At 73.7% G+C, this 26151-nt stretch carries 22 protein-coding genes; 13 read left to right on the top strand and 9 right to left on the bottom strand.

The window, feature by feature from the left end; genetic code table 11:
- Nucleotides 1-7 precede the first annotated feature (7 nt).
- The 4 genes from ACFV2S_RS01380 (at nucleotide 8) to ACFV2S_RS01365 (ending at nucleotide 5409) form a co-directional block, all read left to right on the top strand.
- Entirely contained in the window at nucleotides 8-865 is an 858-nt protein-coding gene (locus ACFV2S_RS01380) for a tetratricopeptide repeat protein (protein ID WP_385553095.1), read from the top strand.
- A gap of 203 nt (nucleotides 866-1068) precedes the next feature.
- On the top strand, nucleotides 1069-3429 hold the full coding sequence (locus ACFV2S_RS01375; protein ID WP_385553092.1) for a collagenase: 2361 nt from the start codon (nucleotides 1069-1071) through the stop codon (nucleotides 3427-3429).
- A gap of 85 nt (nucleotides 3430-3514) precedes the next feature.
- Nucleotides 3515-4474, top strand: coding sequence for a proline racemase family protein (locus tag ACFV2S_RS01370; RefSeq protein WP_385553089.1), 960 nt, complete (start codon nucleotides 3515-3517; stop codon nucleotides 4472-4474).
- Nucleotides 4475-4512: 38 nt separating this feature from the next.
- A complete protein-coding gene (locus tag ACFV2S_RS01365; RefSeq protein WP_385553574.1) occupies nucleotides 4513-5409 on the top strand; it encodes an ornithine cyclodeaminase family protein in 897 nt (298 codons plus the stop codon).
- Nucleotides 5410-5530: 121 nt separating this feature from the next.
- Here ACFV2S_RS01365 and ACFV2S_RS01360 read toward each other — a convergent pair whose 3' ends face one another.
- The 5 genes from ACFV2S_RS01360 to ACFV2S_RS01340 are packed head-to-tail and all read right to left on the bottom strand — an operon-like array spanning nucleotide 5531 to nucleotide 11211.
- A complete protein-coding gene (locus ACFV2S_RS01360; RefSeq protein ID WP_385553086.1) occupies nucleotides 5531-6535 on the bottom strand; it encodes an ABC transporter ATP-binding protein in 1005 nt (334 codons plus the stop codon).
- Complete coding sequence (locus ACFV2S_RS01355) at nucleotides 6532-7536, bottom strand: ABC transporter ATP-binding protein (RefSeq protein WP_385553083.1); 1005 nt, start codon at nucleotides 7534-7536, stop codon at nucleotides 6532-6534. The genes ACFV2S_RS01360 and ACFV2S_RS01355 overlap by 4 nt, the downstream gene beginning before the upstream one ends.
- Entirely contained in the window at nucleotides 7536-8522 is a 987-nt protein-coding gene (locus tag ACFV2S_RS01350; RefSeq protein WP_383790247.1) for an ABC transporter permease, read from the bottom strand. The genes ACFV2S_RS01355 and ACFV2S_RS01350 overlap by 1 nt, the downstream gene beginning before the upstream one ends.
- Nucleotides 8519-9451: an ABC transporter permease gene (locus ACFV2S_RS01345; protein WP_385553079.1), complete on the bottom strand. Its 933-nt coding sequence runs from the start codon at nucleotides 9449-9451 to the stop codon at nucleotides 8519-8521. Before ACFV2S_RS01345 ends, ACFV2S_RS01350 begins: the two co-directional genes overlap by 4 nt.
- Before the next feature lie 14 nt (nucleotides 9452-9465).
- A complete protein-coding gene (locus ACFV2S_RS01340; RefSeq protein ID WP_385553076.1) occupies nucleotides 9466-11211 on the bottom strand; it encodes an ABC transporter substrate-binding protein in 1746 nt (581 codons plus the stop codon).
- Between the two features lie 217 nt (nucleotides 11212-11428).
- On the opposite strand from ACFV2S_RS01340, the gene ACFV2S_RS01335 reads away from it, so the two are divergent.
- The 7 genes from ACFV2S_RS01335 (at nucleotide 11429) to ACFV2S_RS01305 (ending at nucleotide 19890) form a co-directional block, all read left to right on the top strand.
- Nucleotides 11429-12586, top strand: a complete 1158-nt coding sequence (locus ACFV2S_RS01335; RefSeq protein WP_385553073.1) for an NAD(P)/FAD-dependent oxidoreductase — start codon at nucleotides 11429-11431, stop codon at nucleotides 12584-12586.
- Between the two features lie 34 nt (nucleotides 12587-12620).
- On the top strand, nucleotides 12621-12935 hold the full coding sequence (locus tag ACFV2S_RS01330; RefSeq protein WP_184930662.1) for a (2Fe-2S)-binding protein: 315 nt from the start codon (nucleotides 12621-12623) through the stop codon (nucleotides 12933-12935).
- The gene (locus tag ACFV2S_RS01325; protein WP_385553069.1) at nucleotides 12916-14394 is read left to right on the top strand and encodes an FAD-dependent oxidoreductase; all 1479 of its coding nucleotides are present in this window, start codon (nucleotides 12916-12918) and stop codon (nucleotides 14392-14394) included. Before ACFV2S_RS01330 ends, ACFV2S_RS01325 begins: the two co-directional genes overlap by 20 nt.
- Before the next feature lie 78 nt (nucleotides 14395-14472).
- On the top strand, nucleotides 14473-15381 hold the full coding sequence (locus tag ACFV2S_RS01320) for a dihydrodipicolinate synthase family protein (RefSeq protein ID WP_385553065.1): 909 nt from the start codon (nucleotides 14473-14475) through the stop codon (nucleotides 15379-15381).
- 313 nt (nucleotides 15382-15694) lie between these two features.
- Nucleotides 15695-17080: an aldehyde dehydrogenase family protein gene (locus ACFV2S_RS01315; RefSeq protein ID WP_385553062.1), complete on the top strand. Its 1386-nt coding sequence runs from the start codon at nucleotides 15695-15697 to the stop codon at nucleotides 17078-17080.
- Nucleotides 17081-17183: 103 nt separating this feature from the next.
- Nucleotides 17184-18449: an alpha/beta fold hydrolase gene (locus ACFV2S_RS01310; protein WP_385553059.1), complete on the top strand. Its 1266-nt coding sequence runs from the start codon at nucleotides 17184-17186 to the stop codon at nucleotides 18447-18449.
- Nucleotides 18450-18684: 235 nt separating this feature from the next.
- Nucleotides 18685-19890 (top strand): serine hydrolase domain-containing protein, encoded by a 1206-nt coding sequence (locus tag ACFV2S_RS01305; RefSeq protein WP_385553056.1) that lies wholly within the window; start codon nucleotides 18685-18687, stop codon nucleotides 19888-19890.
- Nucleotides 19891-19929: 39 nt separating this feature from the next.
- On the opposite strand, the gene ACFV2S_RS01300 is transcribed toward ACFV2S_RS01305, so the two are convergent.
- The 4 genes from ACFV2S_RS01300 to ACFV2S_RS01285 all read right to left on the bottom strand — a co-directional run bounded on the left by ACFV2S_RS01300 (nucleotide 19930) and on the right by ACFV2S_RS01285 (nucleotide 23492).
- On the bottom strand, nucleotides 19930-21021 hold the full coding sequence (locus tag ACFV2S_RS01300; protein ID WP_385553053.1) for an NUDIX domain-containing protein: 1092 nt from the start codon (nucleotides 21019-21021) through the stop codon (nucleotides 19930-19932).
- Between the two features lie 226 nt (nucleotides 21022-21247).
- Entirely contained in the window at nucleotides 21248-21709 is a 462-nt protein-coding gene (locus ACFV2S_RS01295; protein WP_385553050.1) for a MarR family winged helix-turn-helix transcriptional regulator, read from the bottom strand.
- Entirely contained in the window at nucleotides 21706-22188 is a 483-nt protein-coding gene (locus ACFV2S_RS01290) for a MarR family winged helix-turn-helix transcriptional regulator (protein WP_385553047.1), read from the bottom strand. Before ACFV2S_RS01290 ends, ACFV2S_RS01295 begins: the two co-directional genes overlap by 4 nt.
- 647 nt (nucleotides 22189-22835) lie before the next feature.
- Entirely contained in the window at nucleotides 22836-23492 is a 657-nt protein-coding gene (locus tag ACFV2S_RS01285; protein WP_385553044.1) for a hypothetical protein, read from the bottom strand.
- A 514-nt stretch (nucleotides 23493-24006) separates the two neighbouring features.
- On the opposite strand from ACFV2S_RS01285, the gene ACFV2S_RS01280 reads away from it, so the two are divergent.
- Both ACFV2S_RS01280 and ACFV2S_RS01275 read left to right on the top strand, forming a co-directional pair.
- Nucleotides 24007-25404, top strand: coding sequence for an APC family permease (locus ACFV2S_RS01280; RefSeq protein WP_383790286.1), 1398 nt, complete (start codon nucleotides 24007-24009; stop codon nucleotides 25402-25404).
- Between the two features lie 224 nt (nucleotides 25405-25628).
- Nucleotides 25629-26012, top strand: coding sequence for a hypothetical protein (locus tag ACFV2S_RS01275; RefSeq protein ID WP_385553041.1), 384 nt, complete (start codon nucleotides 25629-25631; stop codon nucleotides 26010-26012).
- Nucleotides 26013-26151: the final 139 nt, after the last annotated feature.

The following is a 26151-nucleotide window of genomic DNA, read 5'->3' as shown; positions in this document are numbered from 1 at the left end:
GACGCGCGTGCGGGGGAGTCGGGAAAGCCGGCGGAGCGGCGGGGACGGAGAGCGGGCCCGGGACGCGGAGCGCCTTCGCGAGGCCGCCGGGACCGGTGACGTCACGGCGATGTTCCGCTACGGCCTCCACCTCGGGACCCACGGGGACCGTGAGGACGCCGAGCGCTGGCTGCGCCGGGCCGCGGCGGCGGGGCACCCCGAGGCCGGCGTGACCCTCGGGGTCCTGCTCCACCGGTGGCAGCGGCCCGCCGAGGCCGAGCCGTTGCTGCGGGCGGCGGCCGGGGCCGGGCACGTGCGGGCGATGGAGATCGTCGGGTATCTGATGCGGCAGCGGGGCGAACACGCCGAAGGCGTCCTCTGGTACCGGCGGTCGGCCGACGGGGGCAACCCGCACGCGATGGCCGTCCTCGGGGACCTGGACCGGGAGCGGGGCGCCCTGCCCGAGGCCGAGGGCTGGTACCGGCGGGCCGCCGAGGCGGGTCTCGCCGACGCCGCGTACATGTTCGGGAAGCTGCTCCACGAGCGGGGCGAGAGCGCCGAGGCCGATCGCTGGACCCGGCGGGCGGCGGCCGGCGGCAGCACGGCCGCGATGAACACCCTGGGGATCCTCGCGCGGGAGCAGGGGGACCGCGAGGCGGCGAAGGCCTGGTACCGGAAGTCACTCGCGGCCGGTGACGGCGAGGGCGGACGGCTGCTCGCCGGTCTGCTCACCGACGCCGAGATGCTCGCCGAGCTCGACGCCCGGCTGACCGAGCGGGCCCGGAGGGGAGACGTCGCCGCGTACGTCTCGCTCGGGCGGGCCAGGGAGCGGAGCGGCGATCTGTACGCGGCCCAGGGGTGGTACGAGAAGGCCGCCGAATCCTGAGCCCTCTGTGACGAATTGAGGTGCTTCGGGGGAGGTCCACGGAGGCTGCCGGGGAACTGATGCCGTCCCAGGGGTTGTCAGTGCAATTTCACATTACTATGTTACAGCGCACACGGCCTGATGAACGCCCGTCATACGCCGTGCGAACCCGGCCGGTTCACGAACCCATCCCCGCGCCACCCCCCTCATCAGCTGGAGTTCCGTTGTCCCTCCACCGACGTGTGCGCTCGTCCCTCCTCGCCTCCGCCATCGCGGTCACCGTCCTCGCCTCCGCCGGCCAGGCCGGCGCCTTCGCCACCGTGACGGACGACCGGCCCGCCGCCCCCGCCGCCCTGCCCGGCGCACCGGCCCCGCAGGCGCAGCCGGGATCCCACCCCTTCGACGAGGTCGAGCACCTCGCCACCGCCCCGCGCACCACCTTCGGACCGGCCCCCGCCCCCGGCGGCCTCGCCACCGGCCGCGTCCCCGGCCGGGCGCCGGCCGCCACCACCACCGCGCGGTCCCTCGCCGCGGCCGCCCCCGGCACCACCGCCGCCGGCGTCCCCTGCACGCTCGACGGCATCACCGGCCTCGCCCCCGAGCAGTTCGCCGACTTCCTCGCCGACCCGGCGGTCACCGCCGACGGCTGTCTTCGCACCCTCATCTGGACCTGGGACGCCCGGCTCGCGCCCGTGATGTCCGACGCCCACGTCCAGGCCGTCGCCCGCCGCATATCGAGCCTGTCCGCCGCCCACGACGGACGGAACTCCTCCCACCTGGAGGAGATGTTCACCTACCTGCACGCCGTCGCCTACCACGACTTCTCCCGCGGCGAGATCGACACCACCGACGCCCCCACCGTCGACGCCGTCCGCCGGGCCGTCGCCGACTTCGGCGCCGCCGCGCACACCTTCGACGTCACCGGCACCAACGCGAACACCCTCCGCGAAGCCCTCAACGCGGCGAGCGCGCCCGGCCTGCGCCAGCACCAGCTCGGCCTCATCAAGCGGGTCCTCGCCACCATGGACCCCTCGCACACCGCCACCAACCTCGACCCGGCCTGGGCCGGTGCCGCGCTCGCCGGCCTCTCCGTGAACTACCTCGGCGTCTACCCGGGCAACCAGGACAGCGCCTTCCACGCGGCCGTCGCCGCCGACCCCGCCTACCGCGCGGCCTTCAAGGCCTTCGCCGGCTACGGCCACCTCAAGGGCACCGCCAACGCCTGGGTCGTCCGTGACGCCCTCAGCGAGTACGGCCGCTTCGGCCAGGTCGCGGCCCTCAAGGACGGGATCGTCGCCGACCTCGGCCCGCTGCTCACCACCGCCGTCGACACCTTCGGCCGCGGCAGCCAGCCGTGGGCGAAGATCGTCTCGTGGCTCAACTTCTACGAGGCCTGCAAGCCGTACGGCGTGTGCAAGGAGGACATCGAGAAGCAGCTCTTCCCGTACACGTACACCTACGACAACGGGGGCATCAAGGTCCGCACCGCGCTCGACCGGGCCACCGTCGACCAGCTCTACTACGCGAGCAAGCAGGTCAAGTCCCAGTTCCACCGGGTCATCGGCACCGACCAGCCGCTCGCCGGCGACACCAACGCCACCCTGAACATCGTCCTGTACGCCTCCCGCGCCGACTACGAGAACTACCACCCCATCCTCACCGGGATGGACACCAACAACGGCGGCATCTACATCGAGCGCGGCGCCACCTTCTACACGTACCAGCGGCGCGTCCCGCAGGACTCCTCCCTCACCCTCGAGGAGCTCTTCCGCCACGAGTACACCCACTACCTGAACGGCCGCTGGGCCGTCCCCGGCTCCTTCGGCGAGGGCCCCTGGTACCAGGGCGACCGGACCACCGCCATGGACGAGGGCACCGCCGAGTTCTTCGACGGAGCCACCCGCGACAACGGCATCGCCGTCCGCAAGTCCCTCGTCCGCGGCATCATCAACGACACCGCCGGCGGCGGCCCCCGGATGAACATCCGCCAGATCCTCAACGCCACCTACGCCGGCGACGGCTTCCGCTTCTACAACTACGCCGGCACCTTCTTCGAGTTCCTCTGGACCGAGCGGCCCTCGCTGCTCCGCGAGATGTACACGAACCTGCGGGCGAACGACGTGGCCGCCTACGACGCCTGGCGGAGCCGGCTGGGCTCCGACTCCGGCCTCCAGCGCGACTACGACCGCTTCCTCGACACGCAGATCGCCAAGGTCGACCAGCTGTACGTCCCCAACACCACGTACACGCCCAACGACCAGCTGCGCGACGCGGCCCTCGCGTCCGTGAAGTCCGCCTTCGCCACCGCCACCTACAACACCCCGGACTGCGTCGAGAACGGCGACCCCGGCAAGCGCCGCTTCGTCTGCACCGGGCGGATCACCGCCAACCTCTCCGACGCCAACAACCCCGACAAGATCTTCAAGGACATGTCCGAGACCGTCGACTACTTCATCCTCGACCGGGCCGGCGCCGCGTCGAACAACCTGGCCGACATGAACTGCAGCTTCGGACCGGTCGACATCTGGTCCAGCAGGGTCGCGGGCACGTCGAGCTACAGCTGCGAGGGCCCCCTCCGCGGCTGACCCCACCCACACCGTCCGGGCCGGTCCCTCCACGGGGGAGGGGCCGGCCCGGCACCGCACCTCTCCCCTCCGGAGGACGTACCACGTGAGCACCACCCCGTACTCGGTCCGCACCACCGACTACCACACCGCGGGCGAGCCGTTCAGGATCGTCGCCGAGGACCTGCCGCCCGTCCCCGGCGACACCGTCGCCGAGCGCCGCGCCCTGGCCCTCCGGCTCGGCCCGCTCGACGACCTGCGCCGCCTCCTGGTCCGGGAACCGCGCGGCCACTCCGGCATGTACGGCGGCTTCATCGTCCCGCCCGACGACGACGGCGCCCACTTCGGCGTGCTGTTCTGGCACAAGGACGGCTACTCCACCGCCTGCGGACACGGCACCATGGCGCTCGGCGCCTGGGCCGTCGACACCGGACGGGTCCCGGCACCCGACGACGGCGACGTCCCCGTCCGCGTCGACGTGCCCTCCGGGCGCGTCACCGCCACCGTGCACCGCGCGGGCGGCCGCACCACCGGCGTCACCTTCCGCAACGTCCCGACCCGCGTCCTCGCCCGCAAGGTCCCGGTCACCCTCTCCACCGGCACCGTCGAGGCCGACCTCGCCGACTCCGGCGCCGTCTACGTCTCGGTGCCCGCGGGCGCCCTCGGGCTCGACACCACCCGGGCCTCGCTGCCCGCGCTCGTCCGGGCCGGGCGGGAGATCCGCGCCGCCTTCCCCGAACACGACGTGTACGGCGTCATCCTCCACGAGGACCTCCCCGACACCGCCACCGGGCCGCACCAGCGCAACGTCACCGTCTTCGCCGACGGACAGATCGACCGCTCGCCGTGCGGCTCCGGGACCTCCGCCCGGCTCGCCCTGCTCGGCGACGAGGGCCGCCTCGGCCCCGGCGACGTCCTGACGCACGAGTCCGTGGCCGACACGCTGTTCACCGGCCGCCTGCTGCCCGGCGGGATCACCGAGGTCACCGGGGCCACCCACCGCACCGGCACCCACACCTTCGTCCTCGACCCCCACGACGACCTGGGGACGGGATTCCTCCTGTGACCGCCACGACCGACCTGCTCCTCATCGACGCCCCGGCCATGACCCGCCTGCTGACCCCGGCGGCCACGGCCGACGTCCTCGCCGAGGTCCTGCGCGCCGGACTCGACCCCGAGACCGCACCGCCCCGCACCGCCGTCCCCGTCCCGGCCGGCGAACTCCTCCTCATGCCCGCCGCCGACCACGCCTACGCCGGCGTGAAGATCGCGGGCGTGGCCCCCGGCAACCCCGCCCTCGGCCTGCCCCGCATCACCGGCTCCTACCTGCTCCTCGACGGAACGGACCTCCGGCCCCTCGCCCTCCTCGACGGCGCGGCCCTCACCGAGCTGCGCACCCCGGCGGTCTCCGCCCTCGCCGTCCGCCATCTGACGCCGGACGACCGGCCGCTGCGCCTCGTGCTCTTCGGCAACGGGCCCCAGGCGTACGGTCACCTGGAGGCCGTACGCGCCGTGCGCGAGCTCGCCGACGTCGTCGTCGTCGGACGCAACCCGGTCGCCGCGCGCGCCCTCGCCGGATACGCGCGGACGCTCGACGTGCCCGCGCGCGCCGGCACGCCCGAGGACGTGGCCGGGGCCGACCTCGTCGTCTGCTGCACCACGGCCCGCGAACCCCTCTTCGACGGAACCCTGGTGGCCGCCGGCGCCACCGTCGTCGCCGTCGGCTCGCACGAGCCGAAGGCCCGGGAGACCGACACCGCGCTCGTGACCCGCGCCGAGGTCTACGTCGAGGCACGCTCCGCGGCGCTCCGCGAGGCGGGGGACCTCCTCGTCCCCCTGGCCGAGGGCGTGATCGGCGAGGACCACATCACGGGCACCCTCGCCGACCTGGTGCGCGGCCGCACCCCCTCGGAGCGCCCGCGCCTCTTCAAGAGCGTGGGCATGGCCTGGGAGGACCTCGCCGTGGCGAGCGCCCTGTACCGCGCGGTCCGCGCGGCCTGAACACGCCGATGCCGGCACCGCTCTCCACGAGCGGTGCCGGCATCGGCGTGTGCGGGGACGCCGGTCACTGCGCCGCACGCGTGTGCGCCGCCCTGGGGAGGGCGACGCACACGAGCGGTCGTCAGGAGCGCGGGGGCAGGCCCCCCTCCGGTCCCTCGGGGAAGTGACAGGCCACCTGCCGGGCCTCGCCCGGCACGGCGACCCGCAGCGCGGGCGCCTCGGTGCGGCAGATGTCCCGGGCCTTGGGACAGCGCGGATGGAAGGTGCAGCCCGGCGGGGGAGCGGCCGGGCTCGGCGGGTCCCCGAGCAGCGTGATCCGCTCCCGGGCCCGCTCCGCCGCCGGGTCGGGCAGGGGCACGGCGGAGAGCAGCGCCCGCGTGTAGGGGTGGGCGGGCGCCGCGTACACCCGCTCCTTCGTGCCGGTCTCCACGATCCGGCCGAGGTACATCACGGCGACCCGGTCGCAGACCCGCTTCACGACCGAGAGGTCGTGCGCGATGAAGAGGTAGGCGAGGCCGAGTTCCCGCTGGAGCCGTTCCATGAGGTTGACGATCTGCGCCTGGACGGAGACGTCGAGAGCGGAGACCGGCTCGTCGGCGACGACCAGGCGGGGGCCGGTGGCCAGCGCCCGGGCGATGCCGATGCGCTGGGCCTGGCCGCCGGAGAACTCGTGCGGACGGCGGTCGATGTGCTCCGGTATGAGCCCGACCAGCTCCATCAGCTCGGCGGCCCGCTTGCGCGCCTCGGCGGCCGAACTCCCCTGGACCAGCAGCGGGTCGGAGATGATCCGGGCGACGGTCTGACGCGGGTTGAGCGAGGAGTGCGGATCCTGGAAGACCATCTGGAGGTCGCGCCGGAGCGGCTTCAGCTCCCGCTGGGACAGATGGCTGATGTCGTGCCCGTCGAACGCGACGGAGCCGGCCGTCGGCTCCAGGAGCCGCACGATCATGCGGCCCGTGGTCGACTTGCCGCAGCCGGACTCGCCGACGAGGCCGAGGGTCTCGCCCGGTGCCACGTCGAAGGAGACCCCGTCGACGGCCCGGACGGGCGCCGAGCGGGCCCGTCGCCCGGGGAACGTCATGGTCAGGTCCCGTACCCGCAGCAGCGGCGGGGGTGTGGTGGTCATGAGGGAACGCCTTCGTACGCGGGGAAGTGGCAGGCCGCCGGGTGCCCGTCCGGGCCGCCGAGCAGCGGGCGTTCGCCCGTGCAGCGGGCCCGTTCCTCCGTGGAGCCGGCGGCGGCGCGGGAGCAGCGGGGTGCGAACGCGCAGCCCGGTGCCGGGTCGAGGAGGGACGGCGGGCTGCCGGGGATCGCCCGGAGCGGAGCGTCGTCCTCGTCGTCGAGCCGGGGCAGCGAGTCGAGCAGGCCCCGGGTGTACGGATGGGCCGGGGCGGCGAACAGGTCGTCCACCGGGGCGTGTTCGGCGGCCCGGCCGCCGTACATCACGAGGACGTCGTGGGCCACCCGGGCGACCACGCCCAGGTCGTGCGTGATCATGACGACGGAGAGTCCCCGGTCCTGCTGGAGCCGGGCGATCAGGTCCAGGATCTGGGCCTGGACGGTGACGTCGAGCGCTGTCGTGGGCTCGTCGGCGATCAGCAGGTCGGGCTCGCAGGCGAGCGCCATCGCGATCATCACGCGCTGGCGCATGCCGCCGGAGAACTGGTGCGGGTACTCGCCGGCCCGGCGGCGGGGCTCGGGGATGCCGACCTCGCCGAGCGCCTCGACGGCCCGCTCGCGGGCGGCCGCGCGACGGGATCCGAAGTGGACCCGGTGGTGCTCGGCGATCTGTTCGCCGACGGTGTAGTACGGGTGCAGGCTGGACAGCGGGTCCTGGAAGATCATCGCCATCCTCCGGCCGCGCAGCCGGTTGAGCTCGCGCTCCGCCAGGCCGACGAGTTCGCGGCCGGCCAGGGCGACGGAGCCGGTCACCTCGGCGCCGGTGTGCAGGCCCATCACGGCGAGCGACGTGACGGACTTGCCGGAGCCGGACTCGCCGACGATGCCGAGGGTGCGGCCGGGCGCGACGTCGAAGGAGAGGGAGTCGACCGCCCGGACGGACCCGTGCCGGGTCGGGAAGGTGACCGTGAGGTCCCGTACCGACAGCAGGGGGGTGGAGTCGCCCATCAGTACCTCACTCGCGGGTCCACGACGGCGTACAGCAGGTCGACGGCCAGGTTGGCGACGACGATGAAGGTGGCGGCGAGCAGGGTGACGCCGAGGATGACGGGCTGGTCGCCGGTGGTGAGGGCACCGTAGAAGAGGCGCCCGATGCCGGGGAGCCCGAACAGCGACTCGGTGATGACGGCGCCGGCGAGGAGCCCGCCGAGGTCCATCCCGAAGAGGGTCAGGATCGGTGTCATGCCCGCGCGCAGGCCGTGCTTGACGACGACGGTGCGGCGCGGCAGGCCCTTGGCGCGGGCGGTGCGGATGTACGGCTCGGCCATGGACTCGATCATCGATCCGCGGCTCTGGCGGGCGTACATGGCCGCGTAGAGCACGGCGAGGGCCAGCCAGGGCAGCAGCAGGTTGGAGGCCCAGGACAGCGGGTCGGAGGTGAGGGGGACGTACTGCGGGTAGGGCAGCAGCCCGGTCACCCGGATCAGCCCGTAGATGAGCAGCACCGAGGTGAAGTAGACCGGCAGGGAGGCGGCGGCGACCGCACCGACCATGAGGACCCGGTCGGTGAGGGTGTCCTTGCGGAGCGCCGCGGTCACGCCCGCGGAGAGGCCGAGGGCCAGCCACAGGACGGCCGCGCCGACGGCGAGCGAGGCGGAGACGGGGAGCCGGTCGACGAGCAGGCTCCAGACGTCCTCGCTGTTCTCGTACGAGTACCCCAGGCAGGGGAAGTCGCAGCGCAGGGCGTACGGTCCGGTCCCCATGGTGCGGCCGGTGAAGATCCCGGTGACGAAGTCGGCGAACTGGCGCCACAGCGGCGCGTCCAGGCCCATGTGGGCACGGATCGCCTCCAGGCGTTCGTCGCTGCACGCCTTGCCGCAGGCCGCGGCGGCCGGGTCGGAGGGCAGCACGTAGAAGATGGTGAAGGTGACGGCGGCGATCGCGAGGAGGACGCCGGCCACTCCGAGGAGCCGGCGGCCGAGGTAGAGGATCACGTACGGCCCCCGCGCGGGTCGAGGAGGTCGCGCAGGGCGTCGCCGAGGAGGGTGAACGCCAGCACGGTGAGGAAGAGGCAGAGGCTGGGCACGAGGAAGTACATGGGGTCCGTGTCGTAGTAGGCGACGCTCTCCGCGATCATCTGGCCCCAGGACGGGGTCGGCGGACGGACGCCGACGCCGAGGTAGCTGAGGGCGGCCTCGGTGGCGATCATGCCGGGGACCATGAGCGTGGTGTACGCGATGACGGGTCCCGCGACGCCCGGGAGGACGTCGCGGGCGAGGATCCGCCAGGGTCCCGAGCCGCCGACGCGGGCCGCGTCGACGTACTCGCGGTGCTTGAGCGAGAGGGTCTGGCCGCGGACGACCCGGGCCACGCCCGGCCAGCCGAAGAGGCCGATGACGAGGATCATCAGCAGCGTCCGGTTGACGTCCCGGGCCACCGACATCATCGCGATCATGAAGATGAGGGAGGGGAAGGACATCGTCAGGTCCATCAGCCGGGACAGGACGCTGTCGGTGCGGCCGCCGAAGTAGCCCGCGGCGATGCCCGCGGCCACCCCCGCCACCACGACGATCGCGGTGGCGGCGAAGGCGATCAGCAGGGACACCTGGGCGCCGTGCACGACGCGGGCGAACAGGTCGCGTCCGGTGATGGGCTCGACGCCGAGCCAGTGCTCGGCGGAGACCCCGCCGAGCGGCCCGATCGGCAGTCCGCCGAGGTAGGGGTCGACGGCCGACTTGTCGAACTCCTCCGGGCTCCAGCCGCCCAGCGAGCCGATCAGCGGGGCTGCCACGGTCATCAGGGCGAAGAGGACGACGACGGCGAGGGAGGCCTTGAGGGAGGTGCGGCGGCGCAGTTCCGCGCGGACCAGCTGCCAGGCCCCGCCGTCCACGGGCACCGGAGGTGAGGTGGTGGTCGTGGTCATGGGAGCAACGTCCTTCAGTTCGCGCTCTTCGACGGGTCCTTGAGGCCGACCGTCGCGTAGTCGATCTGACCGCTCCAGGAGGTGTGGCCGTAGGCGCCGGCGACGTTGGTGCCGACGAGGAGCGAGCGGCGCTTCATGGCGCCGGGGGCGACGGGGGCCTTGGCGAGGATCTGTCCGTCGAGCTCCTGCCAGGCCTTGTTGGCCCGGGCGCCGTCGGTCATGGCGGCGATCTCGTCCATCCGCCTCATGGTGGCGTCGTCCCGGAAGAGGGAATGGTTGCCGGAGTTGCCCTTCTCCTTGATGTAGCGGCCGTCGAAGACGAAGGGGAGGAAGGTGGTGCCGGAGGGGAAGTCGGGGCACCACCCGGTGTAGACGAGGTCCGTGCGGTTCACGGTGTCGCCGATGGTGTCGTAGAAGGCGGACGGGTCGACGGTCTCGATGGTCACCTTGATGCCGGCCCGGCCCAGGGACTGCTGGACGGCCTCGCCGATGGCCTTGTCGTTGATGTTGACGGTGAGGCGGGTGGAGAGCCCGTCGGGCCTCCCGGCCTCCTTGAGCAGCTGCTTGGCCTTCTCGGGGTCGCCGGAGAGCGGGATCTTCAGGGTGTCGGGCTGCTTCCCGCCGGCGAAGAGCGAGCCCGGCATGGCGGCGCTGGACGCGTCGGTGACGGCCGGGCCGCCGGCGGCGGTGACGATCGCCTCCCGGTCGAGGGCCCACTGCACGGCCTGGCGGACCTTCAGGTCGTCGAAGGGAGCGCGGCCGGTGTGCATCTGGAGCATCTCGGTGCAGCTGCTGGACTCGGCGAGCAGCCGGGCCCTGACGTCGGTCTTCGTGAGCACCTTGGGGATGGACTCGGGGCGCAGCTGGGCCCAGGGGACGGCGGAGGCGTCGGTGCCGGAGGAGGCGATGAGCCGGTCGTCGATCTGGTTGCCCTTGAGGCCCATGGTGACGACGATCCGGTCCGGGTAGGCCTTGCGGACCGCGTCGCTCTTCGGGTCCCAGTGGGGGTTGCGGACCAGGACGAGCTGCTTGTCGCGGGCGTACGTCTCGATCTTGTACGGCCCCGAGGAGAACGGCCGGCTGTCGTACTGGGGTCCCCTGTCCCGCTTCTGCGGGACCGGGGCGAAGGTCGGCAGGGTGGCGGCGAACGGGAACTCGGCGAAGGGCTTGTGGAGTTCGAAGACGATCGTGCGGGCGTCCGGGGTCTTCACCGAGGCGAGGTGCCTGCCCCGGGCCGGGCCCTGGTAGCCCTCGGCGCCGGCGAGGTAGCGGGCCGCGTAGTCGGGGCCGCCGGGCAGGTCCGGGGAGAAGGACCGCTCCACGTTGTACTTGATGTCCTGGGCGGTGACCGGGGTGCCGTCCTCGTACTTCAGGCCCGGCTTGAGGCGGAAGGTCCAGGTCTTGGCGCCGTCGGACGGGGTGCCGAGGTCCTCGGCGAGGTCGGGGACGAGCTCGCTGCCCTTGGCGCCGGGCGCCGCCTTGTACGTGACGAGGGTGCGGTAGAGCAGCCGGGTGCCGAAGTCCATGTCGGGCATGACCCAGTTGCGGGCCGGGTCGAGGTGGGTGAAGTCCTGGTTGGACAGGACGGTCAGCGTGCCGCCCTTCTGCGGAGTCCCTCCGATGACCGCGCCGCTGGTGGAGGCCGCGGGGTTCCTGCGGTCCGGGGAGCCGGCGGACTTCCCGCCGCCGGAACAGGCGGTCGCGCCGAGGGCGAGGGTGGTCACCAGGGCGGTGGCCAGGGTGCGGGTGCGCGTGTTCATGAGAGGTCACTCCGGGAGGGAAGCGGGCGGACAGCCGGTGGCGGTGAACGGTCGGCTGGAATGTGACCGGTAACATAGTAATGTGAAATTGTACTGACAAGGTATCGGGAGCTCCGTTACCCATCCGTGTCCGGACGGTGCGCCCGGGGGTGCCGGAGCAACTGAGAGGCTCCTCGCAGGTCTTGGCAACTTCAGTGCCATGTGAAATATTACTGCCGTGCCCACGAGAAACACCTCGGATGTCATCGTCGTCGGCGCCGGCGTCGTCGGCGCGGCCTGCGCCCACTACGCCGCCCGGACCGGCCTCTCCGTCACCGTCGTCGACCGCGGTCCCGTCGCCGGCGGAACCACGGGAGCCGGCGAGGGGAACCTCCTGGTCTCCGACAAGGAACCAGGGCCCGAGCTCGAACTCGCCCTGATCGCCACCGCGTTGTGGCGGGAGCTGTCCGAAACGCTCCCGCCCCAGGTCGAGTACGAGGCCAAGGGCGGCCTTGTCGTCGCCTCGGACGAGCCCGGGATGTGCGCCCTGCGCGCGTTCGCGGCCCGCCAGGAGAAGGCGGGCGTCACCAGCCGGGAGGTCCCCGCGGACCGGCTCCACGACCTGGAGCCCCACCTCGCACCCACCCTGGCGGGCGGCTTCCACTACCCTCAGGACGCCCAGGTGATGCCCGCCCACGCGGCCGCCCAGCTGCTGCGCTCGGGAGGCGGACGCATCCGGCTGCGGCTGGGGGAGGAGGTCACCGGCCTCCTCACCGGCTCCGCCGGAGAGATCCGCGGCGTACGGACCACGGCGGGCGAGATCCACGCCCCGTACGTCGTCAACGCCGCAGGGACCTGGGGCGGCGCCCTCGCCGCCCTCGCCGGCGTCCACCTGCCCGTCCTGCCCCGCAGGGGCTTCGTCCTCGTCACCGAACCGCTGCCGCGCGTGGTGCGCCACAAGGTGTACGCCGCGGACTACGTCGCCGACGTCGCCAGCGGCTCCGCCGCGCTCCAGACCTCGGCGGTCGTCGAGGGCACCCCGGCGGGACCCGTCCTGATCGGCGCCAGCCGCGAGAGGGTCGGCTTCGACCGGACCCTCTCCACCGAGGTCCTGAGCCGGCTCGCCGCGGGGGCCACCGCGCTGTTCCCGGTCCTCGGCACCGTACGCGCCATCCGCACCTACCTCGGCTTCCGCCCCTACCTGCCCGACCACCTGCCCGCGATCGGCCCGGACCCGCGCGTCCCCGGCCTGCTCCACGCCTGCGGCCACGAAGGGGCGGGCATCGGGCTCGCCCCCGTGACCGGGCAGATCGTCACCGCCTGCCTGACGGGCGCCGCACCGCCCCTCGACATCCACCCGTTCCGGCCGGACCGGTTCGCCGAAGACGCGGCCTGAGGCGCGCGCACCCATCGTCACGAGAGGAGGGCCCGTGGCCCGCACCCCCGCCGACCTCGTCGGCGCACAGCCCGATCCGCCGTTCGAGATCACCTTCGACGGCCGTCGCGTCACCGCCCTGCCGGGCCAGACCGTCGCCGCAGCCCTCTGGGGCGCCGGCATCCTGGCCTGGCGCACCACCCGGGACGGCGGCCGGCCGCGCGGTGCCTTCTGCGGCATCGGCCAGTGCTACGACTGCCTCGCCACCGTCAACGGCGAACCCAACCGGCGCGCCTGCCTGGTCCCCGCCCGCCCCGGCGACGCGATCACCACCCAGGAGGGACACGGCCATGACCGCCTCACCGTCTGAGCCCGGGACGCGGCGCACCCCGTACGACCTCGCCGTCGTCGGCGCCGGTTCCGCGGGACTCTCCGGCGCCGTCACGGCCGCCGGACTCGGCCTCTCCGTCGCCCTCCTCGACACCTCCGCCCAGACCGGCGGACAGTTCTACCGGCACCCTGCCCCCGCCCTCGGCGCCGTCCGGCCCGAAGCCCTGCACCACGACTGGTCCGCCTACACCGACCTGCGGCGCCGTCTCGCCGGCAGCTCCGTCGCCCACCTGGCGGGACACCACGTGTGGTCCACCGTGCGGGAGGACGACGGGACCTGGACCGTGCACGCGGTCACCGGGGCCGACGGCGACGGGGAGCGGCCCGTCCGGATCCGGGCGCGGGCCCTGCTCCTCGCCACCGGGGCGTACGAGCGGCAACTCCCCTTCCCCGGCTGGACCCTGCCCGGCGTCGTGGGCGCCGGAGGAGCCCAGGCCATGCTCAAGTCCGGGCTCGTGCTGCCCGGCCGCCGCATCGTCGTCGCGGGGAGCGGCCCCCTGCTGCTCGCCGTCGCCTCCTCCCTCGCCGCCGCCGGCGCGCGGGTGCCGGCCGTGGTCGAGGCCGCCGGCTATCTGCGGTACGCCCGCAGCCCCCGCGCGCTCGCCGCCAACCCGGGGAAGGCGGTCGAGGCCCTGCTGCACGGAGCCGGACTGCTCCGGCACCGGGTGCCCGTCCGGCTCCGCAGCGCGGTCACCGAGGTGCACGGCACCGACCGGGTGGAGGCCGTGACCGTCACCCGCCTGGACGCCGACTGGCGCCCCGTGGCGGGAACGGGCCGGCGGATCACCTGTGACGCCCTGGCCGTCGGTCACGGCCTGGTCCCCCAGATCGAGCTGGCCACGACGGCCGGATGCGCCACCCGGTCCCTGCCCGACGGGACCCTGGGCCTCGCTCTGGACGACCTCCAGGAGACCTCGCGGCCCGGGCTGTGGGCGGCGGGCGAGACCGGCGGCGTCGGCGGCGCCGAACTGGCCCGCACGGAAGGGGAGCTGGCGGCTCGCGCGCTCGCCGAGCGGCTCCTCGGCAGCGCCGCCGGCGGGGGGCGGATCGCCGAACTCCGGCGCCGCCGCGACCGGATGCGCGCCTTCGCCGACGTCATGTCCGCGGCGCACGCCCCGGGTCCCGGCTGGCAGGAGTGGCTCTCCGACGACACGGACGTGTGCCGCTGCGAGGAGGTCACCGCCGGCCGCGTCCGTGAGGCGGTCGCCGACCTCGGGGCGCGGGACGCGCGTACGGTCAAGCTCCTCACCCGCGCCGGCATGGGCTGGTGCCAGGGGCGGATGTGCGGCGCGGCCGTCGCCTGTCTCGCCGCGCGCGGCGGCGCCCCCGAACCACCAGCGGAACGCCGCCCGTTCGCCGTACCGGTGCGGCTCTCGACGCTCGCCGCACTCGACGGCGATGCCGCCGGGCCGGCCGGTTCACCCCCCGAAGCTCCCTAGATCCGTGCGAGAGGCCCCGTCGGGCCTCTCCCCTTTCCTCCTCTGTAAAATGTCACACACCATAGAAAGGTCCTCGACATGACCACCACCACCTGGAACACGGACCGCCCCTGGCGCGGCATCATGGTCGCCACCACCCTCCCGTTCCGCGAGGACCTCTCCGTCGACCAAGACGCCTACGCCGAGCACGTCGCCTGGCTGATCGCCAACGGCTGCGACGGCGTCGTCCCGAACGGCTCCCTCGGCGAGTACCAGACCCTCACCGACCAGGAGCGCGCCCAGGTCGTCCGTACCGCCGTCGAAGCGGCCGGGGACGGGGCCAGGGTCATGCCCGGCGTCGCCGCCTACGGCAGCGCCGAGTCGCGCCGCTGGGCCGAGCAGGCCGCCGAGGCGGGCGCCGGCTCCGTCCTCCTCCTGCCGCCCAACACCTACCGCGCCGACGCGACGGCCGTCCGCGCCCACTACACCGACGTCGCCAAGGTCGGGATCCCGGTCGTCGCGTACAACAACCCCTTCGACACCAAGGTCGACCTCGCCCCCGAGCTGCTGGCCCGGCTGCACGGCGACGGCAGCATCGTCGCGGTGAAGGAGTTCAGCGGGGACGTCCGCCGCGCCTACGAGATCGCCGAACTCGCCCCGGAGCTCGACCTCCTGATCGGCGCGGACGACGTCCTCCTGGAGCTGGCCGTCGCGGGCGCCGTCGGATGGATCGCCGGGTACCCGAACGCGTTCCCGGCGAGCTGCGCCGAGCTGTACCACGCGGCCGTGGCGGGCGACCTGGCGACCGCGCTGCCGCTGTACAAGTCGCTGCACTCGCTGCTGCGATGGGACTCGAAGACGGAGTTCGTCCAGTCGATCAAGCTCTCCATGGACATCGCCGGCCGCCCCGGCGGCCCCACCCGTCCGCCGCGCCACCCGCTCACCGGCACGATCGAGGCCGCGGTGCGCACGGCCACGGAGAAGGCCGTCGCGAACGGCCACCACTGACGCGCCGCCGGCCGCGACGGACGCCGGTGCCGAAGCTCGGCGCCGACGCCCGGTGCCGAAGGCGACGGCGGGCACCCGGCGTCCGGTGCCCGCCGGCGACGCGCGCGCCCGGCATCCTCCGACGTCCCGCGCCGACGGTCCCGGCCCCGCCCACCGTCGGCGCCGCACGGTCCTTCCCGCACTGCCCTTCCCCGCACCGTCCTGTCCCGCGCCGCCCTTCCCGGCCTCGTGCTTCCTCGCGCTGTTCCTCCCGCACCGTCCTTCCCCGCACCGTCCCGAACCCGGGCACCCCCTTCCCCGGAGGCCTCCTCCCGTGAACGACGTCGTCCCCACCCTCACCTCCAGCAACCCGGCCGACCCCACCGACGTACTCCTCCAGATCCCCGCGCCCGGCGCCTTCGCGGCCGTCGACGCCGTCGAGCGGGCCCGTGCCGCCCAGCCCGGCTGGCTGCTGGCCGGAGCCGCCGCACGCTCGGCCGCCCTCGGCGCGGTCGCCGACGCCGTCGAGGCCGCAGCAGGCGAACTCGCCGCGCTCGCCGTCCGCGAGGTCGGCAAACCGCTCTCCGAGGCCAGGGCCGAGGTGGCCCGCACCGTCGCGATCTGGCGCTACTACGCCCAGGCCCCGTACGAGCCCACCGGCGCCGTCCACGAGACCGCCGCGGGGGCCGGGCTCCTGCTGACCCGGCGCCGCCCGCACGGTGTGGCCGGACTCATCACGCCCTGGAACTTCCCCTTCGCCATCCCGACCTGGAAGGCGGCCCCGGCGCTCGCCGCCGGGAACACGGTCGTCCTCAAGCCCGCTCCCGAGGCCACCGCCTGCGCCCTGCGCCTGGGCGAGATCGTGCGACGGGCCGTGCCGGAAGCGGTGTTCACCGTCCTGCCCGGCGGGGCCACCGAAGGCAACGCGCTGGTCTCGGCCGCCGACGTCGTCTCGTTCACGGGCTCCACCCCGGTCGGACAGGCCGTGGCCAGGGCCGCGACCTCCCGCGGCATCCCGGCGCAGGCCGAGATGGGCGGCCTCAACGCGGCGATCGTCCTGCCCGACGCGGACATCGAGCAGGCGGCCGGCCACATCGCCGCCTCCATCGCGGGGTACGCGGGCCAGAAGTGCACCGCCACCAGCCGCGTCATCGCCGTCGGTGCCGCCCTCGACCCGCTGCGCGAGGCGCTCTCCGAGGCCTTGCGGGCCCTCGCGGTCGGCGACCCGGCCGACCCGGCCACCGTGTGCGGGCCGCTCATCCACGAGGGCGCCCGCGACCGCATGGCCGAGGCCTGCCGGGGCCTGGCCACGCTCGCCGGCGGCACCGCCCTCGACAGGCCCGGCTGGTACGCGGCCCCGACCCTCGTCGAGAAGGTGTCCCCGGGGCACCGGCTCCTGCGCGAGGAGGTCTTCGGCCCGGTCGCCGCCCTGCTCGCCGCCGACGACGTCGCCCACGCGATCCGGATCACCAACTCCGTCCCGTACGGTCTGGTCACCTCGGTCCACACGGCCGACCTGAACACGGCCCTGCACGGCCTCGACCTGCTCGACACCGGCATGATCCGGATCAACGCCCCGTCCACCGGCGTCGACTTCCACCTGCCCTTCGGCGGATCCAAGGCCTCCAGCCACGGGCCGCGCGAACAGGGCAGGGCGGGCCTGGAGTTCTACACGTCGGGCCGTACGTACACCCTGGCGCCCGCCGGACCGGCGGCCTGACCCCCTGCGGCGGCGGGCCCGGCCGCGAAGGGCCACCACCGCACACGCGCACCACGGGCCGACGGGCGCCCGAACGCCCTCCCACACCGCATCGAGAGAACCCATGAACCCCGCCTACGCGACCGTCGACCACACCTTCACCGTCCCCCTGGACCACCGGGCCCCCGACGGCCGCACCCTCCAGGTCTTCGCCCGGGAGGTCGCCGACCCGGCCCGCGCCGGCGAGGACCTCCCCTGGCTGCTCTACCTCCAGGGCGGACCCGGCGGGAAGTCCCCGCGCCCGTCCGCCGGTTCGCCCGGCTGGCTGCCGCACGCCCTGAAGACCCACCGGGTGCTGCTCCTCGACCAGCGGGGCACCGGCCGCTCCAGCCCCGTCACCGCCCGCTCCGCCGCCGCCTTCGACACGCCGGAGCGCCTCGCCGACCACCTCGCCCACTTCCGGGCGGACGCGATCGTCGCCGACGCGGAGCTCATCCGGCGCGAACTCTGCGGCGACACCCCCTGGGAGACCCTCGGGCAGAGCTACGGCGGATTCCTGACCCTCACCTACCTCTCCCAGGCGCCGGAGGGACTGCGCGCCTGCTACGTCACCGGTGGTCTGCCCGGCCTCGCCGCCACCGCCGACGACGTGTACGCGCGCACGTACCCCCGGGTCCGCGACCGGGTCCGCGAGTACTACGCCCGCTACCCCCGGGACGCCTCCCGTCTGCGCGTCATCGCCGGCCTCCTCGCGGCCGGTGACGTCCGCCTGCCGGACGGCGACCGGCTCACCCCGCGCCGCCTGCGCACACTGGGGCTCGTCCTCGGCATGGGCGACGGCTTCGAGCGCCTCCACGCGCTGCTCGACGAATCCCTCGACGCAGCGGGCGAGTTGACCGACACCTTCCTGCACCAGGTGATGTCCCTGACCGGCTTCACCGACAACCCGCTCTTCGCCGTCCTCCAGGAGTCCCTCTACGGGCAGGGGGACGGGCCGACCGGCTGGGCGGCCGCCCGCGCCCTGGCGGACCTCCCCGAGTTCAGGGAGGACGCCGACCCGTTCCTGCTCACCGGGGAGATGATGTACCCCTGGATGTTCCGCGAGATCAGAGGCCTGCGCCCCTTCGCGGAGGCGGCCGACCTGCTGGCCGCGCGCACCGACTGGCCGCCCCTGTACGACCGGGGTCGTCTCGCGGCGAACGAGGTGCCGGTCGCCGCGGTCGTCTACCACGACGACATGTACGTCGACGCGGAGCTCTCGCTCCGCACGGCCCGGGAGGTCGGCGCCCTGCGCGTCTGGGTCACGAACGAGTGGGAGCACGACGGCCTGGCGGCCTCGGGCGGCCGCGTCCTCGCCCGTCTGACGGAGATGGCGGCGGGCCGGGCCTGACGCCGGTCACGGCGCCCGCCTCGCCCCTCACCACATGGCGCCTGCTCGACGAGGCGACGACCCGCGGGGAGTAGGCGCGCGGGGGCCGTCTCGGGGGTGATCCTCAGGGACCCGGTCCGGGGGATTCGGGGGCGGTTCGGGGTGATCACCGATGGTCAGCGAAGCTGGTGGGCACCAGAGTTGAAGGTGTCAGGGGGCCCGTGGGGTCCGAAGCGCCAGCAGAGCGGAGCACCCCGTGCGCGCCCGTCCGACCACCCTTCGCCGCCTCCCCGTGGCGGGCCTCGCGGCCTGCGTCCTCGCGATCGGAGCCGGTGTCCCCGCCGCCACGGCCCTCGCCCCGACGCGGCCGCACGCGGCGAGCACGGCGTCCGTGTTCGACCCCGAGCCCCTGCGGAAACTGGTCACGCCGCTGCCGAGCCACCACGCGGGCGTACTCGTCAGAGTCGACGGACCGGGCCGCGGCCCCTTGTGGACCGGCACCGCCGGCCCCGTCACCGCCGACGACCACGTCCGCATCGGCAGTGTGACGAAGGTCTTCACCCACACGATCGCCCTGCAACTGGTCGCCGAGCACCGCGTCGGGATCGACGACCCGGTGCGGCGACACCTCCCGGACCTGATTCCGGCCGACTACGGCACGGTGACGGTACGGCAGTTGCTCGACCACACCAGTGGTCTGCCCGTACCGGCCCCCACCCCTGCACCCGGCGACGGGCCGGGCTGGTGGCTGCGGGGCGTGACGCCCCGGGACGCGGTCCGGGACACGTTCGCGCTCGCCGCGGGCGACCAGCGGTGGAACGAGCACCGCCCCGCTCCCGGCACGGTGCAGCAGTACAACGGGATCAACACCGTCATCATCGGCCTGCTCGTGGAGAAGGTCACCGGCCACCCCTTCCGGCACGAGCTCGACCGGCGGATCCTCCGCCCCCTCCAGCTGCGGGACACCAGCCTCCCCGCCGCCGACGACGTCACCCTCCCCAGACCGCACACCCGTGTGTCGGTCGACGGGCACGACGTCACCGGGCAGAGCCCGTACCCCTGGGCGGAGGGCGGGATGATCTCCACCGCAGCCGACCTGGACCGGTTCATGACGGCGCTCTTCCGGGGCCGTCTGCTTCCACCGGCCCAGCAGAAGCTGGCCTTCTCGGTCCCCGACGTGCCCAACGCCCCGGGCAACAAGAACTGCCTCGGCGCCGGCGGCGCCTGCTACGGCCCCGGCGGCCTGATGCGACTCACGGTGAACGGCGTCACCGTCTGGGGCAAGACGGGCTCCCGCCCCGGCTGGGGGAACGGGATGTTCGCCACCCGTGACCTCCAGCGCCGCCTGGTCTACTCCTTCAACCCCAACGGCACCGGGAGCGGGAAGGACCACGGCGACTGCATCACGAACGTCGCCGACGCCGCCTTCGCGGGGGTGACCGTCGTGGACGACGCCCGCTGACCGCCCCGGACCGGCGGCCCCATCCGGGAAGCGGGACCGTCAGGCGGCCGGGGCGGCGAGTTCGGTGACCGGTCGGCGGGCGGCCCGGGGGATGCCGAGAAGCTCGCGGGCCCGGTGGACGGCGGCGAGCTGCGCCCCGGCCGGCGGGCCCCAGTCGAAGAGCTCCACGGCCTGCTCCGGCGTGGCCAGCACGCGGGTCCAGGTGCGGCCGGTGGCCGGATCGGCGCCCGCCGGACCGACGCCGGTGAGGGCGGCGGCGTACCGGACTCGGGCGCACGGCTCGTCCGGGTCGGAGAGGTGCCCGAGGAACACCGGCTCTCCGAAGGCGCAAGAGGCCTCCTCCTGGACCTCGCGGCGCAGCGTGGCCACGAAGTCCCCGCCGTCCCGGGGTTCGGGGGTGCCACCGGGGAGGCAGGCGGCGCCCGTGTCCGGATCCAGGAGGACGAGCACCCGGCCGTCGGGCGCCAGGAGCCAGCCCCAGGCCTGGCACACGCGCAGCCCCTGCGGGGCCGGACCCGTGTGGAACGGGAAGTGGTGACGCGGGCGGGCGGTGCGCAGGACGGCGGCCCTGTCGAGGGCGGTGGGGGAGAGGGGGAGGCCGTTCTCCAGGAACACGGGACCGGAGCCGTCGATCCGGGCGCGGAGCGCGGACAGCGTGCGCCGGGCGTCGCGGGGGGACATCAGGTCGTGCAGCCTCGAGGGCTCGGCGAACTCGACGGACTCGACCTCGTGCCCGGGCAGACGGATCGCGGCGATCCGCTCCGCGTCCCAGGCGCCGCCGTCGTACACGTGCAGGATCTCGCCGTTGAACCGCATCACGGGCGGTGCGTCGAAGCTGTCGGCCGAGACCCAGTCGACCGCGAGTCCGCGCTCGACGGTCAGGGCGACCCCGAGCTCCTCCTTCATCTCGCGCGAGGCGGCGTGGGAGGGCGACTCCCCCTTGTCGACGGCACCGCCCGGCAGCAGGCAGGTGTCGCGGTAGTCGACGTGCTGGACCAGGACCCGGCCCCGCACGTCGGTGATCAGCACGGAGGCCCCGACCCACAGGGCGGCCCCGGCGCGCAGGACCCCGTACTCCTCGTCGCTCATCGAGGAGCCGGGTACGTCGTCAGAGGTAGGAGGTGTGGCCATGTGTCTCCGATCGCGAGCCGCCCCGAGGGGTGTCGAGGGACCGACCCGTGGCCGGTCCGGCCTCCGGGCCGTGTGGTGGGGGGAAGTAAGGGATTTCCAGCGGCCCGGTGGGTTATGCCATCTTTTCCTCCCTCTTGCTCCTCGATACGGAGTGTCCGGCCCGACCGGGGGCGGCGGGGGCCGGGATCCGGCGTGCCGAACCGGCCTCCCCGCGCCCCGCGGACCCTCAGGCCCCCGCCAGTTCGGCGTTCGCGCGGGTGGTCAGAAGGGTCAGGACGCGGCCCGCGACCGCGAGGTCCTCGGCCGGAATGCCGGCGTACAGCCGGGCGGAGATCTCGGCGGTCTCGGTGGTGGTGGTCGCGTACAGCTCCCGGCCGGCGTCCGTGAGCCGCAGCCGCGAGGCGTCCGCCGGGAGCCGCTCCAGCAGCTCCACGGCCGTGAGCCCGTCGATCACGCCGTGCACGGCGGACTCGTCCGTCTTGAGCGAGCCGATCACGTCGGCGACGAGCGCGTCCCGGCCGATGGGGTCGCCCGCGGTGGCGGCGGCCCGGAGCGTCACGCTCTGCTCGAAGGTGAGGCCGTGACGGGTGAGCACGCCCTCCAGGAGGGCGCGCGCGGAGTAGTGCGCCAGGGCGATGACGCGGCCGTTGGTCGTCGGTGCGGTCGTGGGTGCGTCGGCGGTGGTCATGACTGCTCCTCGAAGTTCTCGGTGTGCGGATCAAGAGGTGCGTCGAGCAGGGTCGCGAGGTCGCGGGTGAACTGCCGTGCGCGTGGGCTGTCCTGGCCCCCGAGCGGCTCCAGCATCTGGTCCAGGAGGTCCTGGACCACCCCGATCGCGCGACGGGTGACGTCGCGCCCCTGGTCGGTGAGCGCCAGTTGCATGGCGCGGGGGTCGGCCGGATCCCGGGTGCGGGCGACGAGTCCGGACGCCTCCAGTGCGCGGGCGAGCTTGGAGACGTACAGCGCCTCGAGCCCGGTGTGGTCGGCCAGCTGCCGCTGGCTCGGCCGCAGTCCGGAGCGCGCCATGCCGTACAGGGACCCCATCAGGGCGTACTGGGCGTGGGTCAGGCCCAGCGGTGCGACCGCCCGGTCGACGGCCACGCGCCATCTCATCGACAGGCGCCAGACGAGGAATCCCGCGGTGGCGCTCTCGTGTGCTGAACTCACACGAATACCGTACATGGCTACTATGTACATGGCTACTATTTTCGGGACGGGCGGAGATCCACGTCGTCGGGCGGTGTTCGTCAGGACTTCGCGGGCAGGGCCACCAGGCCGCCCCTGCCCTCACGTACACCTGGCCGCCGCCCGCGGTCGGTTTCGCGTCGGCGACGCTGTCGGGCGAGGGCAGGGACGCGACGGGCCGGGCATGCCGCCGGAGGCGCCGGTGCTCCCGCCGTCGCCGGCTCGGGAGCCGCCGCGGTTCACGGCCCACGGCGTTCCGGCTCCGGCGACGCCGGCGACCGTGCCGCCGGTCGGGCCCAGGAGCGGCGCCCGCCGGGCCGGACGGGGGCGGTCGCCGCGACCTCCGGCGGGAAGCGGTCCCGGAAGGCGCCGTCGACGGCCAGGTCGGGGCGCACCCTCTTCACGGCCACCGTCCGCCCTCCGGAGGAGCGCCCCAGGTGCACCGCGCCCATGCCGCCCCCGCCCAGCCGCGCCACGAGCGCGTACGGCCCGGCCTCCCGGGGGTCGTCCGCGTGGAGTCCCTCCGTCGTGGCCCCCCTTCCTCGACGGCCCCGCAGGCTACCGGCGCGGAGGGTGCCGGGGTCGGGGGTCCGCGATCTCTACGGGGCGCGGTGCCCCGAGGGCGCCCGTCAGGCCTTCCCCGGCCTGGCCGCGGGAGCGTCGGCACCGCAGGACATGCGGGCCGCTTCCAGGAGCGGTTCCCGCGCGTCCACCTTCGCCACGGCCGTGGAGCACTCCAGGATCCCCGAGCCGTCCGTGTCCCACCCGACCGCGCGGCCCGCCGTCGGCGCGCCGCTGCCGCAGCTGTACCGGAAGTCGCCGGTGATCTCCCGTACCCAGGTGTACTCCACCATCTCTCCGGCGCCCTCGACGACGGTGGAGTTCGGCTCGTTCCTCGGTACGGCCCTGTGGACGTCGGCGAAGTCGTAGGCGTCGCCCAGGGCGGCGTCCGAGTCTCCGCTGCGGGCGCCCAGGGACCGGAGCGTGGCCTTCACGTCGGCCCGTGCCCCCTTCTCGAAGGTGACGGCGGTCAGCGGCGTGTGGAGCGGCACGATCCTGTTCGTCAGCGTGCCGCCCCCCTTGCCCAGCTTCTGCTTGGCGGCGACGCCGGTCAGCACGTCCCGCCTCTCGACGTTGAACCAGGTGTACGTGCCGTTCACGCAGGGCGCCTCGGTCGCCCTCGGGGCGGGCGATGCCGCCGCGCCGCCCTCGTCCGTACAGGCGACCGCGCCGGTGAGCAGCGCGGCGACGCCGCACACGGTCAGTCCGATCCTCGTGATCTTCATGTTCTTCTCCCCCTGAGACCTGTGCCATTGGTCGATGGCTCAGGCCTCGACCCTCGCCGTCGAGAGGCCTTCCGGGCAAGGGACTTGAGCCACTTCTGAGCTCGCGCGGAAGGACCTGGTCAGGGCGGCGGGGCGCCGAGGAGCCGTACGGCGTCGTAGCGGCCGGGAAGGTGTCACGGCCGCATCGACGTCAGGGGCCTTTTGCCAGGGCTCATGCGCATGTGCCCGGTATTCCAGAATGTGGAGCGGCGGTAAAGCGCGGGAAAAGTCCTCCCGCCCGAGCTGCGGTTCCCGCACAGAGCGTTTCGGCGGTCTTGACGCGTCCTTGACGCCCCTCCACCCCTCCCGGGCGTGTCGGAGCAACGGATTCCGCAGCAGGAGGGCCATTGACCTGCGGTTCTGCTCAGGCTTCCATTCAGCCCGGGAGCTCCACGGAACCACCTGATCACCAGCCGCCTCGGAGGCGATACCGCTCCCGCTCAGAACTACCGCTCGCATCGATCGGAACCGCCTGATGACCGACACCCTCAGCGCACCGCACGCGGTGGCCCCCCAGACCGGCCCCGTGCCGCAGAAGCTCAAGCGTTCGATCGGTGTCGTGGGCGGCACCCTGCTCACGCTCTCGTGCGTGACGCCCGCCTCCACCCTCTTCGTGGTCGTACCGGACCTCTTCGACGGCGTCGGCACGTACGCCGCCCTGACCATCGCCATCGGCTCGCTGCTCTGTATCGGCGTGGCGTTCTGCTACTCCGAGCTGGGCACCCTGATCCCGAGCGCGGGCGGCGAGTACGCCATCGTCTCCACCCTCTCGGGCCGCCTGGCCGGGTGGCTGGTGTTCGTGCTGTCCCTGCTGGTGGTGATGATCGTGCCGCCGGTGATCGCCATGGGGACCGCCGACTACCTCGCGCCCCTGGTGCACGTCCCGGCCCCGCTCGCGGGGGCGGGCGTCATGCTCCTCGCCACCCTCGCGGGCCTCCTCGACCTGCGTGCCAACGCCTGGATCACGGGCATCTTCCTCGTCCTCGAAGTGATCGCCGCGGGCATCGTCGCGATCCTCGGCTTCGCCCACTCCGAGCGGGGCGTCGGCTCCCTCGTCCACGGCCAGGTCGCCGCCGGGGGCGGCACGCACTCGCTGGTCACCGGCGCCATGGTCGTCTCCGGCCTCGCCATCGCCCTCTTCATCACCCAGGGCTTCTCGACGGCCGTCTACCTCTCCGAGGAGCTGGAGAACCCCCGCCGCAACGTGGCCCGCACCGTCCTCGCCACCCTCGCCATCTCGACCGCCGTGATCCTGGTGCCCGTCGTCGCGATCACCCTCGGCGCCGGCGACCTGGAGACCCTGACCGGCGGCGACATCAGCGGCATGATCGCGGCCTGGTCCAACTCGGCCGTCGGCACCTTCATCAGCCTCTGCGTCGCGCTGGCCATCATCAACGCCGGCATCGTCATGGTCATCCAGAACTCCCGCGTCCTCTTCGCCTCCGCCCGCGACAAGGCCTGGCCCGAGCCCGTCAACAACGCCCTGTCCCGCCTGGGCCGCTTCGGCTCCCCGTGGGTGGCGACGCTGGTCGTGGGCGTTCCGGGCGCGGCGCTGTGCTTCGTCAACCTCGACACCCTCTACGGCGTCACCGGCGTCTCCGTCACCGGCATGTACATCCTGGTGGCCGTGGCGGCCCTGTTCAGCCGCCGCGGCGCGCACCGCGACGTCCCGGCGTGGCGCATGCCGCTGTGGCCGGCGGTTCCGGTGGTGCTCATCGGCGTGCTCGCGTACGTCCTGTACATGCAGGACGTCGAGTACCTGCTGTGGACCGGCGGCATCACGGCGGTGGCGACCCTGTACTGGGCTCTGTACCTGCGGCCGCGCAAGGACACCCGCTGGCTGGTCAGCATCCCCGAGGACGACCAGGCCTGATCCCGCCTGCACCATCCCGCGCGAGGGCCGGGGCGCCGAGCGCGCCCCGGCCCTCGTGCGTGCCGCGGCGTCCGGCCTGGGCCGTTCGTGTCGCTCGCGCCGTGCGGGGTGCGGGGACCAGCACTCCGTACGGGGGGCGGAGGCCGCCTCCCGCGTGTCGTGACGGGCCCCATGGGCAGCGGAAACGTATCTGTGCATGCATGACCACTGACATGGAACACCTGTTGAACGTACGTCTGTGCGAGCGCTTCGGTGACGCGGCCGACTGGTCCGAGGCCACGTCCCTGACCGCCTCCCATCTCCGGGTCGTCGTCTCGGCCCTCGGTCCCGAGGACGCCCTGACCTTCCTGACGGCCGCGCGTCGAGCCCTCGACGAGGAGGAATCCCGGGCAGGAACGATTCACTTGGGCTTCGGCGCCCACCTCTGGACCCACCTGGAGGAGGTCTCCTGGGGTGCGTCCCCCCTGGCCAGGACCTCGGCCTGGGACGCGATGCTGACCATGCACCGCCTCTCCGTCATGGCCCCCGACCCGGGGCTCGGCGCCCATGTCGACAGCGCCCTGGATGCCTGCCGGCTCCGCCTCGTACCCACCGCGTCCGGCTTCTGACCGGGGCGGCACGCACCCGGGACGGAGGGGACGGCCCCCGCCGCCCCTCCCGAGGTCCTCGCCGCGCGCCGTGATCGACCAATCGCCCATATTGCGATCGAAAATCGATCAATCGACGCGATCGCATTGACTCGATCAT

Source organism: Streptomyces sp. NPDC059695 (genome assembly GCF_042733785.1).
Taxonomy (GTDB): Bacteria; Actinomycetota; Actinomycetes; order Streptomycetales; family Streptomycetaceae; genus Streptomyces.
The sequence above is the reverse complement of the archived record's forward strand: the minus strand, read 5'-3'. Positions and strand labels throughout refer to the sequence as shown.

Coding starts and splice junctions, on each gene's coding strand:
- ACFV2S_RS01320 (WP_385553065.1), top strand. CDS start 14,473: ATGACCACCACCACCTGGAACACGGACCGCCCCTGGCGCGGCATCATG.
- ACFV2S_RS01360 (WP_385553086.1), bottom strand. CDS start 6,535: ATGACCACCACACCCCCGCCGCTGCTGCGGGTACGGGACCTGACCATG.
- ACFV2S_RS01295 (WP_385553050.1), bottom strand. CDS start 21,709: ATGACCACCGCCGACGCACCCACGACCGCACCGACGACCAACGGCCGC.
- ACFV2S_RS01345 (WP_385553079.1), bottom strand. CDS start 9,451: ATGACCACGACCACCACCTCACCTCCGGTGCCCGTGGACGGCGGGGCC.
- ACFV2S_RS01340 (WP_385553076.1), bottom strand. CDS start 11,211: ATGAACACGCGCACCCGCACCCTGGCCACCGCCCTGGTGACCACCCTC.
- ACFV2S_RS01310 (WP_385553059.1), top strand. CDS start 17,184: ATGAACCCCGCCTACGCGACCGTCGACCACACCTTCACCGTCCCCCTG.
- ACFV2S_RS01300 (WP_385553053.1), bottom strand. CDS start 21,021: ATGGCCACACCTCCTACCTCTGACGACGTACCCGGCTCCTCGATGAGC.
- ACFV2S_RS01355 (WP_385553083.1), bottom strand. CDS start 7,536: ATGGGCGACTCCACCCCCCTGCTGTCGGTACGGGACCTCACGGTCACC.
- ACFV2S_RS01285 (WP_385553044.1), bottom strand. CDS start 23,492: ATGAAGATCACGAGGATCGGACTGACCGTGTGCGGCGTCGCCGCGCTG.
- ACFV2S_RS01280 (WP_383790286.1), top strand. CDS start 24,007: ATGACCGACACCCTCAGCGCACCGCACGCGGTGGCCCCCCAGACCGGC.
- ACFV2S_RS01325 (WP_385553069.1), top strand. CDS start 12,916: ATGACCGCCTCACCGTCTGAGCCCGGGACGCGGCGCACCCCGTACGAC.
- ACFV2S_RS01365 (WP_385553574.1), top strand. CDS start 4,513: ATGACCCGCCTGCTGACCCCGGCGGCCACGGCCGACGTCCTCGCCGAG.